We start from the raw sequence: 13,540 nt of genomic DNA, 5'->3' as shown, positions 1-13,540 counted from the left end.
TACGCTCCTCAGGGATAGTCGTCTCTAGTGTAGCGCAAGCGCCTTGCCCCGGCCAGTCGGGCCTAGTGGCCGTGCGCGTGCGGCTTGCGCGTGGCCTGCGGCAGGCTGGCGTCGCCGGCCGGCGCCGTGTCCGGCGCGCGCTGCAGGGGCAGGGCGGCGCTGTCGCCCTGGTACTCATAGGCCTGGGTGCCCGGCGGCGGCTGGTACCAGCCCGGATCGCGGTAGTCGCCCGGCTTCTGGTCCTTGCGCACTTTGATGGTGGTGAACATGCCACCCATACCGATCGGGCCGAACGGGCCTTCGCCCGTCATCATCGGCAGCGTGTTGGGCGGCAGCGGCATGCTCATCGTCGCCATCTCGTGCATGCCGTGCTGGCCCATGGCCATATAGCCCGGTACCAGATTGCCAATCTTTTCCATCGCCTCGGACTGGTCGACCCCGATCATGGTCGGCACCGCATGGCCCATCGCATTCATCGTGTGGTGCGACTTATGGCAGTGCAGCGACCAGTCTCCGGGTTCGGTGGCGGTGAATTCGATCGCCCGCATCTGGCCGACGCCGACATCGGTGGTCACCTCGGGCCAGCGGGCCGTGGGCGGCACCCAGCCGCCGTCGGTGCCGGTGACGACGAATTCGTGCCCGTGCATGTGGATCGGGTGGTTCGTCATCGTCAGGTTGCCGACCCGGATGCGCACCTTGTCGCCGAGGCGGCAGGGCAGGCTGTCGATGCCGGGGAAGACGCGGCTATTGAAGGTCCACAGATTAAAGTCGAGCATGGTGTTCACGCTCGGCGTGGCGGCGCCCGGCTCGATGTCGTAGGCCGCCAGCAGGAAGCAGAAGTCGCGGTCCACGGCCATGAACTTCGGGTCCTTCGGGTGGGTGATCCACAGACCCATCATCCCCATCGCCATCTGGGTCATCTCGTCCGCATGCGGGTGGTACATGAAGGTGCCGGCGCGGCGCGCCGTGAATTCATAGACGAAGGTTTTACCCGGCATGATCGGCGGCTGGGTCAGGCCGGTCACGCCGTCCATCCCGGCCGGCAGGCGCTGGCCGTGCCAGTGCACGCTGGTCGCTTCGGGCAGGCGGTTGGTGACGAACACGCGCACGCGGTCGCCTTCCACCACTTCGATGGTGGGGCCGGGCGACTGGCCGTTGTAGCCCCACAGGCGCGCCTGCATGCCGGGCGCCAGTTCGCGCACGACCGGCTCGGCCACCAGGTGGAACTCCTTGACGCCCTTGTTCATGCGCCAGGGCAGGGACCAGCCATTGAGCGTCACCACCGGATTGAAGGGGCGGCCGTTGGCCGGCAGCGGCGGCGGCACAGTGCCGGCGTGCGCCATGCTGGCCGCTTCCGGCATCGAGGTGATGATGGCGGCCGCACCAGCGCCGCCGAGGAATTCGCGTCGGGATACCATGGTCGAATCAATCCTTGGAAGGGGAACCGGCCACCAGGGCCTGGTCGAGGGCCGCGTCGGCCAGCCAGAAGTCGCGCTGCGCCTCGATGGCGGCGCTGACGGCCTGAATCTGCTCGCGCGCATCGGCCAGCAGTTCGAACACGCTGGTCAGCATGCCGTTATAGCGCAGCAACTGTTCGTCGGCGATGCGCTTTTTCAGGGGGACGATCTCGTCGCGGTAGTGGCGCGCGATGTCGTAGCTGGCCGTGTAGCTCGCATGGGCAGCGCGCACTTCGGAGCGCGCCGTCAGGGCCGCGGCGCGTGCCTGCAGCACGGCGCGCTCGTAGTCGGCGCGGGCGCGCGCGGCGCGGGCGTCGCCAAAATCGAAGAGCGGGATCTCGAGCCCGATTTCGACGCCATTGCCGCCGCTGGCGCGCACCGGGCCCGCTTCCAGCACATTCACAAAGCGCTGGGTCTGGATCAGACGGTGGCTGGCCGCCACGGCCGCCACTTCGTTTTCGGCGCTCAGAATATCGAGGCGGGTGCGCAGGGCCGTCGCTTCGGCATCCTGCACGCTGCGCGCCGCCGCCGGCAGATCGGGCAGGCGTTCGGGCAGCGTAAAGCGCGGGGCGTCCAGACCCAGGGCGCGGGTCAGGCGTTCGCGTTCGCTCACGGCCTGCTGGCGCGCCTTGGCCAGCGCCGCCACGGCGTCGGCGAAGAAGGCCTGCTGGCGCGCCTGCTGGAAGGCGCTCCAGTTGCCCGCCTTGGCCATGCGCTGCGCCAGATCGTGGCTGGCGTCGGCCGCGTCTTTCACCTGCTCGGCGTAGGCCAGCATCTGCTGCGCCGCCACCGCACCGTAGAAGGCGCGCCGCGCCTCATTCGCCACGGCCAGGGCTTCCTGGGCGGTGCGCAACTGGGCCTGGCTGAAGCGCTGCTGCTGCATGGCGCGCTCGGGCCCCATGGTAAACAGGGCGTACAGGGGCAGCATCAGCGTGCGCTCGATGTCCACATCTCCGTGGCTGCTGGTGCGCTTGAAGCTGAAACCGGGATTCGGCAGCCGCCCGGCCTGCACCAGCTCCGCCTCGGCCATGCCCAGCTCCGCATAGGCGGCGCCCAGGCGCGGGTGGCGCGCCAGCGCGATGCGCACGGCCGCATCGGGACCGAGCGGCTTGGCCAGCAGGGGCTCGACCTGATCGGCCGCGGCGGCTTGGGGCAGGCCGCGCTCGGCGCGCAGCTGGTCGATGCGGGTGCGCCCGCCGTCTTCCGAAAAACTGGCGCAGCCCGTCAGCAGGGCGGCGGCGAGGGCAAACGGCAGCAGCTTCATGCCGCGCTGGCCGGGTAGCCTTCGTCGGCCAGCCGGGCTTGGATGGTCGCGGGGTCGGCGCTGCTCTCCACCTGCACGGTGTGGCTGGCCAGGTCGCAGTTGACTGTGGCCTGCGGGTCCAGCGCCTGGATCGCGCCGGTGATCGTGCGCACGCAGTGGCCGCAGCTCATATCGGGAATAGTCAGGTTCAGCATGGTGTCCTCCTGTGACGATAGGCGCTATGATGAACCTTACTACGATGGGAAGGTCAAGGTTTTTTTGTGCTTGACCTTTCCATGATGGGAAGGTTTAAGCTGGCCAGCATCGTATTTCAACAGGACCGGTCATGAGTACCAGTAAAGACATCGATCTGAGTATTGAAGGCATGAGCTGCGCCGCCTGTGTCAACCGCATCGAGCGGGCCGTGCGCAAGCTGCCCGGGGTCGAGAACGCCCAGGTCAATCTGGCCACCGAGCAGGCGCGCGTGAGCGTGGCGGACGATGGCCCGGACGCCGCCGCCCTGATCGCCGCCGTCGTGCAGGCCGGCTATCAGGCGCATGAAATGAACCCGGCCGCCGCCGCGCCCGAGGCCGTCCCGGCGAACGACTGGCGCGAGCTGGCCCTGGTCGTCGGCGGCGGCATCCTGACCCTGATTCTCAACCTGCCGATGCTGACCGGGCTGGAGATCGCGCCCCTGTGGCAGTGGCTGCTGGCCACCCCGGTGCAGCTGCTGGTGGGCGCGCGCTTTTATGCCGGCGCCTGGGCCGCGCTCAAGGACCGCAGCGCCAATATGGACGTGCTGGTGGCGATCGGCACCAGCGCCGCCTATGGCCTGAGCGTCTACCAGGCCTTGACCGTGGCCCACCACGCCCACCTGTATTTCGAGGCCGGCGCCACCGTCATCGTCCTGGTCCGCCTCGGCAAATGGCTGGAGATGCGGGCGCGCCGGCGCGCTTCGGCCGCCATCCGCGCCCTGCATGCGCTGCGCCCGGCCACGGCGCGCGTGCAGCGTCATGGGCAGGAGGCCGATATCCCCGTCGCGCAGCTGCGCGTGGGCGACCGGCTGGTGCTGCGCCCGGGCGAGCTGATTGCGGCCGACGCGCGCGTGCTCGAAGGCCGCTCCCAGACCGACGAATCGATGATGACGGGCGAAAGCCGCCCGGTCGACAAGGCTGCCGGCGCCGCCCTGATCGGCGGATCCGTCAATGGCAGCGGTCTGCTGCTGGCCGAGGTGACGGCGGTCGGCACCGAGACCGTGCTGGCCGGGATCATCCGCGCCGTCGAGAACGCGCAGCTGGGCAAGGCGCCGGTGCAGCGCATGGCCGACCGCGTGACGGCGGTTTTCGTCCCGGTGATTCTGCTGATCGCCCTGATCACCCTGGCCGGCTGGCTGCTGGCCGGGGCCGGGACCGACCAGGCCATCATCAATGCAGTGGCCGTGCTCGTCATCGCCTGTCCGTGTGCGCTTGGACTGGCCACGCCGGCCGCCATCATGGCCGGCACCGGCACCGCCGCGCGCCAGGGCATTCTGATCCGCGACGTCGAGGCGCTCGAGCTGCTGCACAGCGTGCAGGCGATCGCCTTCGACAAGACCGGCACCCTCACCGAGGGCAAGCCGCGCCTCGTCAGCCAGCAGACATTCACGGGATCGGCGGCCGAGCATCTGCGCCTGGCCGCCGCCATGCAGAAGGGCAGTGAACATCCGCTCGCCAAGGCCGTGCTCGACGCGGCGGCTGGCCAGGCGCTGCCGACCGCGGTCGACATGCAGGCCGTGCCGGGGCAGGGCGTGCAGGCCGAGATTGACGGCGCCCGCTATGTGCTCGGCAACCGCCAGCTGCTGGCGGCCCACGGCATCACGCCCGAGGGCGGCGTGGCCGAGCAGGCCGAGGGCCACAGCCTGGCCTGGCTGGCGCGGGTGGCGCCCACGCCTGCGCTGCTGGGCCTGTTTGCCTTTGGCGACGCCCTCAAGCCCGAAGCTGCCGCCGCCGTCGCCCAACTGCATGCCCAGCAGCTGCGCGTGCTGATGCTCTCGGGCGACAATGTGGGCAGCGCCGAGAAGGTGGCCGCCACGCTCGGCATCCGCGAAGTGCATGCCGGCCTGTCGCCGACCGACAAGGCGGCCATCGTGGCCCGTCTGCATGGCGAGGGCGTGCGCGTGGCCATGGTCGGCGACGGCATCAACGACGCGCCCGCGCTGGCCGCGGCCGACGTCGGCATCGCCATGGGCTCGGGCACCGACGTCGCCATGCACACGGCCGGCGTCACCCTGATGCGCGGCGACCCGCGCCTGCTGGCCGGCGCCATCGACATCTCGCGCCGCACCTGGCGCAAGATTTTGCAGAACCTGTTCTGGGCCTTCATCTTCAACGTGGCCGGCATTCCGCTGGCCGCCTTCGGCAAGCTCAATCCGATGATTGCCGGCGCCATGATGGCCGTCTCGAGTGTATTTGTGGTCAGCAACGCCTTGCTGCTGACGCGTTGGAAATCAGGAGCACAGCATGCATAACATTGGAGAAGCGGCCAAGCTGTCCGGCGTCTCGGCCAAAATGATCCGCCACTACGAATCGATCGGCCTGATCCAGGCGGTCAACCGCACCGAGGCCGGCTACCGCCTGTACGGCGAGTCCGACATCCGCGTGCTGCAGTTCATCCAGCGCGCGCGCGCCCTTGGCTTTTCGCTCGAGCAGATCGGCAATCTGCTGACGCTCTGGCAGGACAAGAACCGCGCGTCCAAGGATGTGCGCGCGCTGGCCAAGCGCCACCTGGCCGAGCTGGACGAGAAGATTTCGGAATTGCAGGCGATGAAGCGCACGCTCGAACACCTGGCCGCGTGCTGCCACGGCGACCAGCGCCCCGACTGCCCGATCATCGAGACCCTGGCCGCCGCCTGAAGCCTGGCGCAATGGAAAAATGGGGTCTGACCCCATTTTTCGGTGCGGAAAAGAAAAACGCCGTATCCCTGAAACAAGGCTACGGCGTTTTGCGGTTAGGCGGTAGATGGTGCCCACGGAGGGACTCGAACCCCCACACCTCGCGGCACATGGACCTGAACCATGCGCGTCTACCAATTCCGCCACGTGGGCACTGATCTTGCATAACGCTGATGTTGCAGACTGCTGGTGCCCACGGAGGGACTCGAACCCCCACACCTCGCGGCACATGGACCTGAACCATGCGCGTCTACCAATTCCGCCACGTGGGCAACATCAACTTCTGCTTTCCGCTGCTTTGCAAACTTCACTAGCTGCGGAAGACCAAGATTATAGCGGAAGAATTCTAAATGTCAAAGCGCCTGCAAAAGAAATTTTAGGTGTGCACCGGCGCTATCCCTTACACTAGCATCATGTTAACCAAGAAGAAGAGCGAAGCAGCCTTGAATTCCACCGCTACCACCATTCCGAGCCGCGAGGACATCCTCGCCATTTTCCGCAACGCTGAAGGCCCACTCGATGTGCACACCCTGGCCCGTACCCTGCGTGTGCGCGGCGAGGCGCTCGATGTGCTGGTACGGCGTCTGGTCGCCATGGAGCGCGACGGGCAGTTGCGCACGAATCGCGACGGCCAGTATGTGCTGCTCGACCATTCGGCCTTCATCGCCGGCCGCGTTTCGGCCCACCGCGACGGCTATGGCTTTGTCATCCCCGACGATGGCAGCGAAGACCTGTTCCTCAATGAGCGCGAAATGCAGAAGGTCCTGCACGGCGACCGCGTGCTGGCGCGCATGTCGGGCCTGGACCGGCGCGGCCGCCCGGAGGCGAGCATCGTCGAGGTGGTCGAGCGCGGCAATTCCCATGTGATCGGCCGCCTGCTGCAGGAAAACGGCACCTGGGTGGTGGCGCCCGAAGACAAGCGCATCGGCCAGGATATTCTGGTCATGGGCGGGCCGGGCAAGGCGCGCGCGGGCCAGGTGGTGTCGATCGAACTGGTCGAACAGCCGGCGCGCTTCCGTCAGCCGGCCGGCAAGATCGTCGAAATCCTCGGCGAACTCGACGACCCGGGCATGGAGATCGAAATCGCCGTGCGCAAGTTCGGCGTGCCCCATATTTTCTCGGACGCCGCCCTGAAGCAGGCCGCCAAGCTGCCCGACGTGGTGCGCGCGGCCGATCTCAAAGGCCGGGTCGACCTGCGCGATGTGCCCCTGGTGACCATCGACGGCGAGGATGCGCGCGACTTCGACGATGCCGTGTATTGCGAGCCGGTCAAGATCGGCCGCACCCAGTGCTACCGCCTGATCGTCGCCATTGCCGACGTCAGCCACTACGTCAAGCCGAACGACGGCCTCGATGTCGATGCGCTCGAGCGCTCGACCTCGGTGTACTTCCCGCGCCGCGTGATTCCCATGCTGCCGGAAAAGCTGTCCAACGGCCTGTGCTCGCTGAACCCGAATGTCGACCGCCTGACCCTGGTCTGCGACATGGTCGTCACCCTCAAGGGCGAGCTCAAGGCTTATCAGTTCTATCCGGCCGTGATCCACTCGGCGGCGCGCCTGACCTATACCGAAGTGGCCGAAATCCTCGGCAACACGAATGGCCCGGAAGCGGCGCGCAAGGCCTCGCTGGTGCCGCATCTGGTCCACCTGTACGAGGTCTTCCATGCGCTGCAGAAGGCGCGCATGGCGCGCGGCGCGATCGACTTCGAGACGACCGAAACCTATATCGTCTGCAATGCCTTCGGCAAGATCGAGAAGATCATTCCGCGCACGCGCAATGACGCGCACCGCCTGATCGAGGAGTGCATGCTGGCGGCCAACGTCTGCGCGGCCGATCTGCTGATCCGCCATAAGCATCCGGGCACCTACCGCATCCACGCCGGTCCGACCAAGGAAAAGCTGATGCAGGTGCGCACCTTCCTCAAGCAGGTGGGCCTGAGCCTGGGCGGCGGCGACACGCCGGCCGCCTCCGACTACGCCGAGCTGATGAAGAAGGTCAAGGAGCGCCCGGACGCGCCGATGCTGCAGACCATGCTGCTGCGCTCGATGCAGCAGGCCGTCTACAGCCCCGACAACATCGGCCACTTCGGCCTCGCGTATGAGGCCTATGCCCATTTCACCAGCCCGATCCGCCGCTATCCGGACCTGCTGACCCACCGCGCGATCAAGGCCATCCTGCAGGGCAAGCGCTACGAGCCCAAGGGCATCGATACCAGCACCCTCAACACGGCCCTGTCGAACGCCGCCCGCAAACAGCTGGCCAAGGACCGCGCCGAAGGCAAGCACAAGCGCGAAGCCGACATGACGATCTGGGACGCGCTCGGCGTGCACTGCTCGGCCAACGAGCGCCGCGCGGACGAGGCCTCGCGCGATGTCGAAGCCTGGCTCAAGTGCTACTTCATCAAGGACAAGCTGGGTGAGGAATTCACCGGCACCATCAGCGGCGTGACCAGCTTCGGCATCTTCGTCCAGCTCGACGCCCTGTTTGTCGAGGGCCTCGTGCATGTGACCGAACTCGGCCCCGACTACTTCCAGTACGACGAGGCGCGCCACGAACTGCGCGGCGAGCGCACGGGCAAGCGCTACCAGCTGACCGACCGCGTGACCGTGCAGGTCAGCCGGGTCGACATGGAGGCGCGCAAGATCGATCTGGCCCTGGTGCTGGACAACACGCCGACGATCCGTCCGGCCAAGGCGCGCGCCGTGGCCGAGGCCCCGGCCAGCAAGGTGCGCAAGCCGGCCAGCAAGACCCCGCGCCACGAATTCGAGCGCGAGTCGGCCAATTACGGCGGCAAGGCGCGCCCGAGCAAGGCGCGCAAGGGCAAGACCGAGGCCGCGCCCGTGCGCGCCAGCAAAGCCGCCAAGAAGCCGGTCGCACGCCCGACCAAATCCAAGAAAAAGCGTTAAACCATGAAGAACAAAATGATTTTCGGCTTCCACGCCGTGACCTCGCGCCTGCGCCATGAGGCCGCGTCGGTGGAAGAAATTTTTGTCGACGCCACCCGCAACGACCGCCGCATGCAGGACCTGATCGCCCATGCCAAGGCGGCCGGCGTGCGCGTGATGCCGGTCGAGTCGGCGCGCCTCGACAAGATCGTCGGCACGCACCGCCACCAGGGCGTGATCGCCTTCGCCAGCCAGCTTTCGCTGGCCCGCAATCTGGATGAGCTGCTGGACGCCGTCGAAGGCCCGCCGCTGCTGCTGATCCTCGACGGCATTACCGATCCGCACAATCTGGGCGCCTGCCTGCGCGTGGCCGACGGGGTCGGCGCGCATGCCGTCATCGTGCCCAAGGACCGCGCCGTCGGTCTGAATGCGACGGCGGCCAAGGTCGCCTCGGGCGCGGCCGAAACCGTGCCCTACATCACCGTCACGAATCTGGCGCGCACCATGCGCGAGCTGAAGGAGCGCGGCGTGTGGCTGATCGGCACTTCCGACGACGCCGACAAGACGCTCTACGAGGCCGATTTCAGCGGCCCGGTGGCCCTGGTCATGGGCTCGGAAGGCGAGGGCATGCGCCGCCTGACGCGCGAAACCTGCGATCTGCTGGTCTCGATTCCGATGCTGGGCTCGGTGGAAAGCCTGAACGTGTCGGTGGCCTCGGGCGTCTGCCTGTACGAGGCGCGCCGCCAGCGCATGGCCAAGGGCCAGTAGGGTCTTTGCGCCAGCGCCTGCAGACGGTTTCCGGATAGGCTAAGATGCAGATCTTATAAGCACTGCATCGACCCCCATGTTTGCCCGCCTGCGAGACGACATCCACAGCATCATTGCCCGCGACCCGGCTGCCCGCAACGCCTGGGAGGTGCTGACCTGTTATCCGGGTCTGCACGCGATCGTCATGCACCGCTGGGCGCACTGGTGCTGGCTGCACCGCATGAAGTGGCTGGGCCGCTTCATCAGCTACCTCGCGCGCATGATCACCGGCATTGAAATCCACCCGGGCGCGCGCATCGGCCGGCGCGTGTTCATCGACCATGGCTTCGGCGTCGTCATCGGCGAAACGGCCGAGGTCGGTGACGACTGCACGATCTACCAGGGCGTGACCCTGGGCGGCACCTCCCTGCATGCGGGCAAAAAGCGCCATCCGACGCTCGAGCGCGGCGTCATCGTCGGCGCCGGCGCCCAGGTGCTGGGCGGCTTTACCGTCGGCGAGTACGCCAAGGTCGGCTCGAACGCGGTGCTGCTCAAGCCGGTGCCGGCCCAGGCCACGGCGGTCGGCAACCCGGCCCATGTGATCCAGAAGGACCAGCATTCGCGCAGCGCCGAGATTTTCGCGGCATATGGCGTCACCCCCTACGGCGACGATCCGCTGTCCAAGGCTTTGCGCGGTCTGCTCGACCATGCGCTCAGCCAGGAGGCGCAGATCGAGCGGATTCTGGCCATTCTCGAGCGCCAGGGCATCACGTGCAGCGAGGTGCCGGCCTGCGAGAAACTCAATACCAATGACATCAACAAATTCGTGGAGTAAGCCCGCATGAGCAGCGACGGCGCCGATGGCGCATTGATTCTGGACCTGTTTGAAATCCGCGTGCTGGCCGTGCTGGCCGAAAAAGAAGCGCTGACGCCCGATAATTATCCGCTCTCGCTGAACGCGCTGACCAATGGCTGCAACCAGCTGTCGAGCCGCGATCCGGTCATGCAGCTGTCCGAGGAGACGGTGGCCGATACGCTGGCGCGCCTGAGCGAGGCGCGGCTGGTGAACACGGTCGCGCAGCCGGGCGCACGCGTGGTCAAGTACGAGCACCGCATGCGCATCAAATGGTCGCTCGAGCAGGACAAGCTGGCCGTGCTGACCATCCTGATGCTGCGCGGTGTGCAGACGGCCGGCGAAATCCGCACGCGCTGCGGCCGCCTGCATGAGTTCAAGTCGGTGGCCGAGGTCGAAACGGCGCTGCAGTTCCTGATCGACAAATACCCGCCCCTGGTCAAGCGCCTCGAGCTGGCGCCCGGCACCAAGGAACCGCGCTACGGCCATCTGCTGGCCGGCGAGGAGTCACTGGCCCAGGCCGCGACGGCCTTCGGTCCGGCCGTGGCCCCGGCCGGCGGCCGCGTCGGCGAACTCGAGCAGGAGGTGGCCCGCCTGCGCGAGGAGCTATCCGCCCTGCGCAGCGAGTTTGATACATTTAAGCAACAATTCAACTAAGTAATTTGTATCCCCTGCTTGCAATAGGGATTTAGCCGGCATATTCTCCCTTCGCGATCCCAAGCGACCGGCGATCGCGCTCGACAACAGAGCCCGATACGGGCCATTCCGGGAGGGGGGGCATGCGCAATAACCAACCTGTGACGAACAGGGAGTATGTGCTGGGCGACGCGGAAACCGTCGTGTCCAAGACTGACCTGCAGGGCAATATCACCTACGTCAACCGCGACTTCATCAAGATCAGCGGGTTTTCCGAAGAAGAGCTGCTGGGGGCGCCGCAGAACATCGTGCGCCATCCCGACATGCCGCCGGCCGCGTTCGCCGATTTCTGGCGCACGATCCGCGCCGGGCGCGCCTGGAATGGCTTCGTCAAGAACCGCTGCAAGAACGGCGACCACTACTGGGTCGAAGTCCAGGCCGCGCCGCTCGTGCAGGATGGGCGCATCAACGGCTACACCTCGATCCGCGTCAAGCCGCGCCGCGAGGACGTGGCCGCGGCCGAAGCGGCCTATGCGCGCCTGCGCGCGGGCGACAACAGCATCCGCATCGAGGCCGGACGGGTGGTGGCGGTCAGCTGGCGCGACCGCTTTGCCTTTCTCCAGCGCCTGAGCCTGCGCCACCGCCTCGGCATCAGCATGGGCCTGCTGGTCACGGCCTTTGCCGTCTGCGCCGCCGTGCCGGGCATGGCCCTGCCGGCCGCCGTGGCCGGGGTGCTGCTGGCCAGCCTGTGCTACCGCTGGATCACCGCCCATATCCTCGATCCGATGGAGGCGATGTGCGCCGACATCGGGCGCATGGCCAGCGGCGACCTGTCGGCCCGCATCGATGACGGCGGCTACCGCGAGGTCAGCGCCTTGCGCCAGGCGCTGCGCGTGCTGCAGACCAATGTCAAGCTGCTCATCGGGCAGATCAAGGAAGTCTCCGGTTCCGTCAGCGAAGGCGCGGCCGCCATGGCCCAGGGCCAGGGCGAACTGTCCACGCGCACCGAGAACCAGGCCAGCGCGCTGCAGGAAACGGCGGCCACGATGGAACAGATGAATGCGGCCCTGCGCCACACGGCCGAACATGCCGAGGACTGCGACCGCCTCGTCAACGCCACCGCGGCCACGGCGCGCGGCGGCGGCGAAGCGATCGACGCCGTCATCCAAACCATGCAGGCCATCCGCACGAGTTCGGCGCGCATCGGCGAAATCATCGGCGTGATCGACGGCATCGCTTCGCAGACGAATATCCTGGCCCTGAACGCCGCCGTCGAGGCTGCGCGCGCGGGCGAGGCGGGACGCGGCTTTGCCGTCGTCGCCCAGGAAGTGCGCACCCTGGCCCAGCGCACGGCCGCGGCCGCCCACGAAATCAAGGGCCTGATCCAGGCCTCGGGCGGGCAGGTCGAGGCCGGCGGCAAGCTGGTCGATCTGGCCGGCGGACGCATGCAGGAGATTCTGGGCGGCGTCACCGAAGTGGTCAGCCATATCCAGACCATGAGCCAGACCCTGCGCGAGCAAAGCAGCGGGATCGAACAGGTCAACCTGAGCCTGGGCGAGATGGATGCGGTGACCCAGTCGAACGCGGCCAGCGTGGAGGAATCGGCGGCCGCCACCGATCAGCTGAGCCAGCAGGCCCAGCACCTAATCGCCCTCGTCAATTCCTTCCGCCTGGTCCCCGACGCGGGCGCGCCAGGGCGGCGCCAGCCGGCCCGTCTGGCCCGCATGGCCGGGGCCGGCGTGGCGTAACCAAGTCACAATTTGCAGAATGCGCTTGCTTGTCAATGCGCTAAGGATTATGCTTTAGGAGCAATACAAGCGGGCGGCACGCCCGCTTGCTCCGCCTGCGCCCCGTCCTCGCCAGGCGACCGTGCGCGCCCCATCCTCGCGCCGCAATTCCCACAACAAAAACAGCGATAAGCATGCCCGCCGGTGTGAGCCCGTGCGCGCATGGGCGGAAGGCTCATTCATGAAGCGAAACACCAAGCCCCTGATTCTGATCGTCGACGACGATCCCCTGATTCTCAGCCTGCTCGGCAATTGCCTGCGCATGGCCGGTTACGAGGTTGCCCAGGCCCAGTCGGGCGAGGCGGCGCTCGACTATGTGGCCGAGCGCCTGCCCGATCTGGTGTCGATTGACGTCGAAATGGGCGGCATGAGCGGACTCGAGCTCGCGCAGCGTCTGAAAAGCCGCAGCGTGGCCTTCATGTTCGTGTCGGCCCACGCGCAGGAGGAGATTGTGGCGCGCGCCAAGGAACATGGCGCGGTTGGCTATCTGCTCAAGCCCTTCGAAGTCAACCAGGTGGTGCCGGCCTATGCGACCGCGCTCGAAGTGGCCGGCGAACTGCGCCGCCTGCGCGAGAACGGCGAAAACCTGACGGCCGCCCTGAACGCCGGACGCGAAACCAGCATGGCGGTCGGCCTGCTGATGCGCGCCTACCAGACCAACCGCATCGTCGCCTTCGACGCCCTGCGCGAGTATGCGCGCGCGAATCGGCGCAAGATCAACGACGTCGCGGCGGCCATGCTGGATGCCGAGGAATTGTTTAACGACTTCGAGTTAATTATCTCTAAAAACCGATAGTTTTGTTTTCAAAGGATTCAGCGTAGTTTCGTTTCTGCAAGGATTTCTGAATCCTTGATGCAGGTCAAAGCCGCGTGCAAATGCTTGCCTTTATGCTTATGCCCGGCGTTGATGGGGTGCGCTGCGCACCCCTTCTGTGAGCACGCCGGTTGCCCAGCCCCGCAGCCTTCTCCATCTGGCCTTAACAGCGCCAGGCCTCGGCCCTT

General features: G+C 66.9%; 11 protein-coding genes and 2 tRNA genes. 8 read left to right on the top strand and 5 right to left on the bottom strand.

Annotated elements, in window-relative coordinates; translation table 11 throughout:
• Positions 1-62: 62 nt before the first annotated feature.
• From LZ005_RS07550 to LZ005_RS07540, 3 genes are read right to left on the bottom strand one after another with little or no spacing between them, the layout of a single operon-like run.
• Positions 63-1,418 carry a multicopper oxidase family protein gene (locus tag LZ005_RS07550; RefSeq protein WP_237806291.1) on the bottom strand — a complete coding sequence of 452 codons (1,356 nt, stop codon included), beginning with the start codon at positions 1,416-1,418 and terminating at the stop codon, positions 63-65.
• A 7-nt stretch (positions 1,419-1,425) separates the two neighbouring features.
• A complete protein-coding gene (locus LZ005_RS07545) occupies positions 1,426-2,721 on the bottom strand; it encodes a TolC family protein (protein ID WP_237806289.1) in 1,296 nt (431 codons plus the stop codon).
• The gene (locus tag LZ005_RS07540) at positions 2,718-2,915 is read right to left on the bottom strand and encodes a heavy-metal-associated domain-containing protein (RefSeq protein WP_237806288.1); all 198 of its coding nucleotides are present in this window, start codon (positions 2,913-2,915) and stop codon (positions 2,718-2,720) included. The genes LZ005_RS07545 and LZ005_RS07540 overlap by 4 nt, the downstream gene beginning before the upstream one ends.
• Positions 2,916-3,046: 131 nt before the next feature.
• Here LZ005_RS07540 and LZ005_RS07535 point away from each other — a divergent pair, with 131 nt between their 5' ends.
• Both LZ005_RS07535 and cueR read left to right on the top strand, forming a co-directional pair.
• The gene (locus tag LZ005_RS07535; protein WP_237806286.1) at positions 3,047-5,206 is read left to right on the top strand and encodes a cation-translocating P-type ATPase; all 2,160 of its coding nucleotides are present in this window, start codon (positions 3,047-3,049) and stop codon (positions 5,204-5,206) included.
• Positions 5,199-5,591: a Cu(I)-responsive transcriptional regulator gene (gene cueR / locus LZ005_RS07530; RefSeq protein WP_237806284.1), complete on the top strand. Its 393-nt coding sequence runs from the start codon at positions 5,199-5,201 to the stop codon at positions 5,589-5,591. The genes LZ005_RS07535 and cueR overlap by 8 nt, the downstream gene beginning before the upstream one ends.
• A 107-nt stretch (positions 5,592-5,698) precedes the next feature.
• Here the strand turns inward: cueR and LZ005_RS07525 are convergent.
• Both LZ005_RS07525 and LZ005_RS07520 read right to left on the bottom strand, forming a co-directional pair.
• Positions 5,699-5,783: transfer RNA gene (locus LZ005_RS07525), tRNA-Leu, on the bottom strand.
• 34 nt (positions 5,784-5,817) lie between these two features.
• Positions 5,818-5,902 (bottom strand) — tRNA-Leu (locus LZ005_RS07520).
• A 171-nt stretch (positions 5,903-6,073) separates the two neighbouring features.
• On the opposite strand from LZ005_RS07520, the gene rnr reads away from it, so the two are divergent.
• The 6 genes from rnr (at position 6,074) to LZ005_RS07490 (ending at position 13,334) form a co-directional block, all read left to right on the top strand.
• The gene (rnr, locus tag LZ005_RS07515; protein ID WP_237806282.1) at positions 6,074-8,536 is read left to right on the top strand and encodes a ribonuclease R; all 2,463 of its coding nucleotides are present in this window, start codon (positions 6,074-6,076) and stop codon (positions 8,534-8,536) included.
• A 3-nt stretch (positions 8,537-8,539) separates the two neighbouring features.
• A complete protein-coding gene (gene rlmB / locus LZ005_RS07510; protein ID WP_237806280.1) occupies positions 8,540-9,283 on the top strand; it encodes a 23S rRNA (guanosine(2251)-2'-O)-methyltransferase RlmB in 744 nt (247 codons plus the stop codon).
• A 76-nt stretch (positions 9,284-9,359) separates the two neighbouring features.
• Positions 9,360-10,097 (top strand): serine O-acetyltransferase, encoded by a 738-nt coding sequence (gene cysE, locus LZ005_RS07505; RefSeq protein ID WP_237806278.1) that lies wholly within the window; start codon positions 9,360-9,362, stop codon positions 10,095-10,097.
• 6 nt (positions 10,098-10,103) lie between these two features.
• Positions 10,104-10,772, top strand: coding sequence for a YceH family protein (locus LZ005_RS07500; protein WP_237806276.1), 669 nt, complete (start codon positions 10,104-10,106; stop codon positions 10,770-10,772).
• A gap of 182 nt (positions 10,773-10,954) precedes the next feature.
• Positions 10,955-12,499 carry a PAS domain-containing methyl-accepting chemotaxis protein gene (locus LZ005_RS07495; protein ID WP_237806275.1) on the top strand — a complete coding sequence of 515 codons (1,545 nt, stop codon included), beginning with the start codon at positions 10,955-10,957 and terminating at the stop codon, positions 12,497-12,499.
• 220 nt (positions 12,500-12,719) lie between these two features.
• Positions 12,720-13,334 carry an ANTAR domain-containing response regulator gene (locus LZ005_RS07490; protein ID WP_237806273.1) on the top strand — a complete coding sequence of 205 codons (615 nt, stop codon included), beginning with the start codon at positions 12,720-12,722 and terminating at the stop codon, positions 13,332-13,334.
• Positions 13,335-13,540: the final 206 nt, after the last annotated feature.

The sequence above is a fragment of the Massilia sp. TS11 genome (assembly GCF_022012445.1).
Classification (GTDB): domain Bacteria; phylum Pseudomonadota; class Gammaproteobacteria; order Burkholderiales; family Burkholderiaceae_D; genus Telluria.
Note: the sequence above shows the minus strand (reverse complement) of the source record. Positions and strands in the feature narration are given on the sequence as shown.

Coding starts and splice junctions, on each gene's coding strand:
- LZ005_RS07550 (WP_237806291.1), bottom strand. CDS start 1,418: ATGGTATCCCGACGCGAATTCCTCGGCGGCGCTGGTGCGGCCGCCATC.
- LZ005_RS07545 (WP_237806289.1), bottom strand. CDS start 2,721: ATGAAGCTGCTGCCGTTTGCCCTCGCCGCCGCCCTGCTGACGGGCTGC.
- LZ005_RS07540 (WP_237806288.1), bottom strand. CDS start 2,915: ATGCTGAACCTGACTATTCCCGATATGAGCTGCGGCCACTGCGTGCGC.
- LZ005_RS07535 (WP_237806286.1), top strand. CDS start 3,047: ATGAGTACCAGTAAAGACATCGATCTGAGTATTGAAGGCATGAGCTGC.
- cueR (WP_237806284.1), top strand. CDS start 5,199: ATGCATAACATTGGAGAAGCGGCCAAGCTGTCCGGCGTCTCGGCCAAA.
- rlmB (WP_237806280.1), top strand. CDS start 8,540: ATGAAGAACAAAATGATTTTCGGCTTCCACGCCGTGACCTCGCGCCTG.
- cysE (WP_237806278.1), top strand. CDS start 9,360: ATGTTTGCCCGCCTGCGAGACGACATCCACAGCATCATTGCCCGCGAC.
- LZ005_RS07500 (WP_237806276.1), top strand. CDS start 10,104: ATGAGCAGCGACGGCGCCGATGGCGCATTGATTCTGGACCTGTTTGAA.
- LZ005_RS07490 (WP_237806273.1), top strand. CDS start 12,720: ATGAAGCGAAACACCAAGCCCCTGATTCTGATCGTCGACGACGATCCC.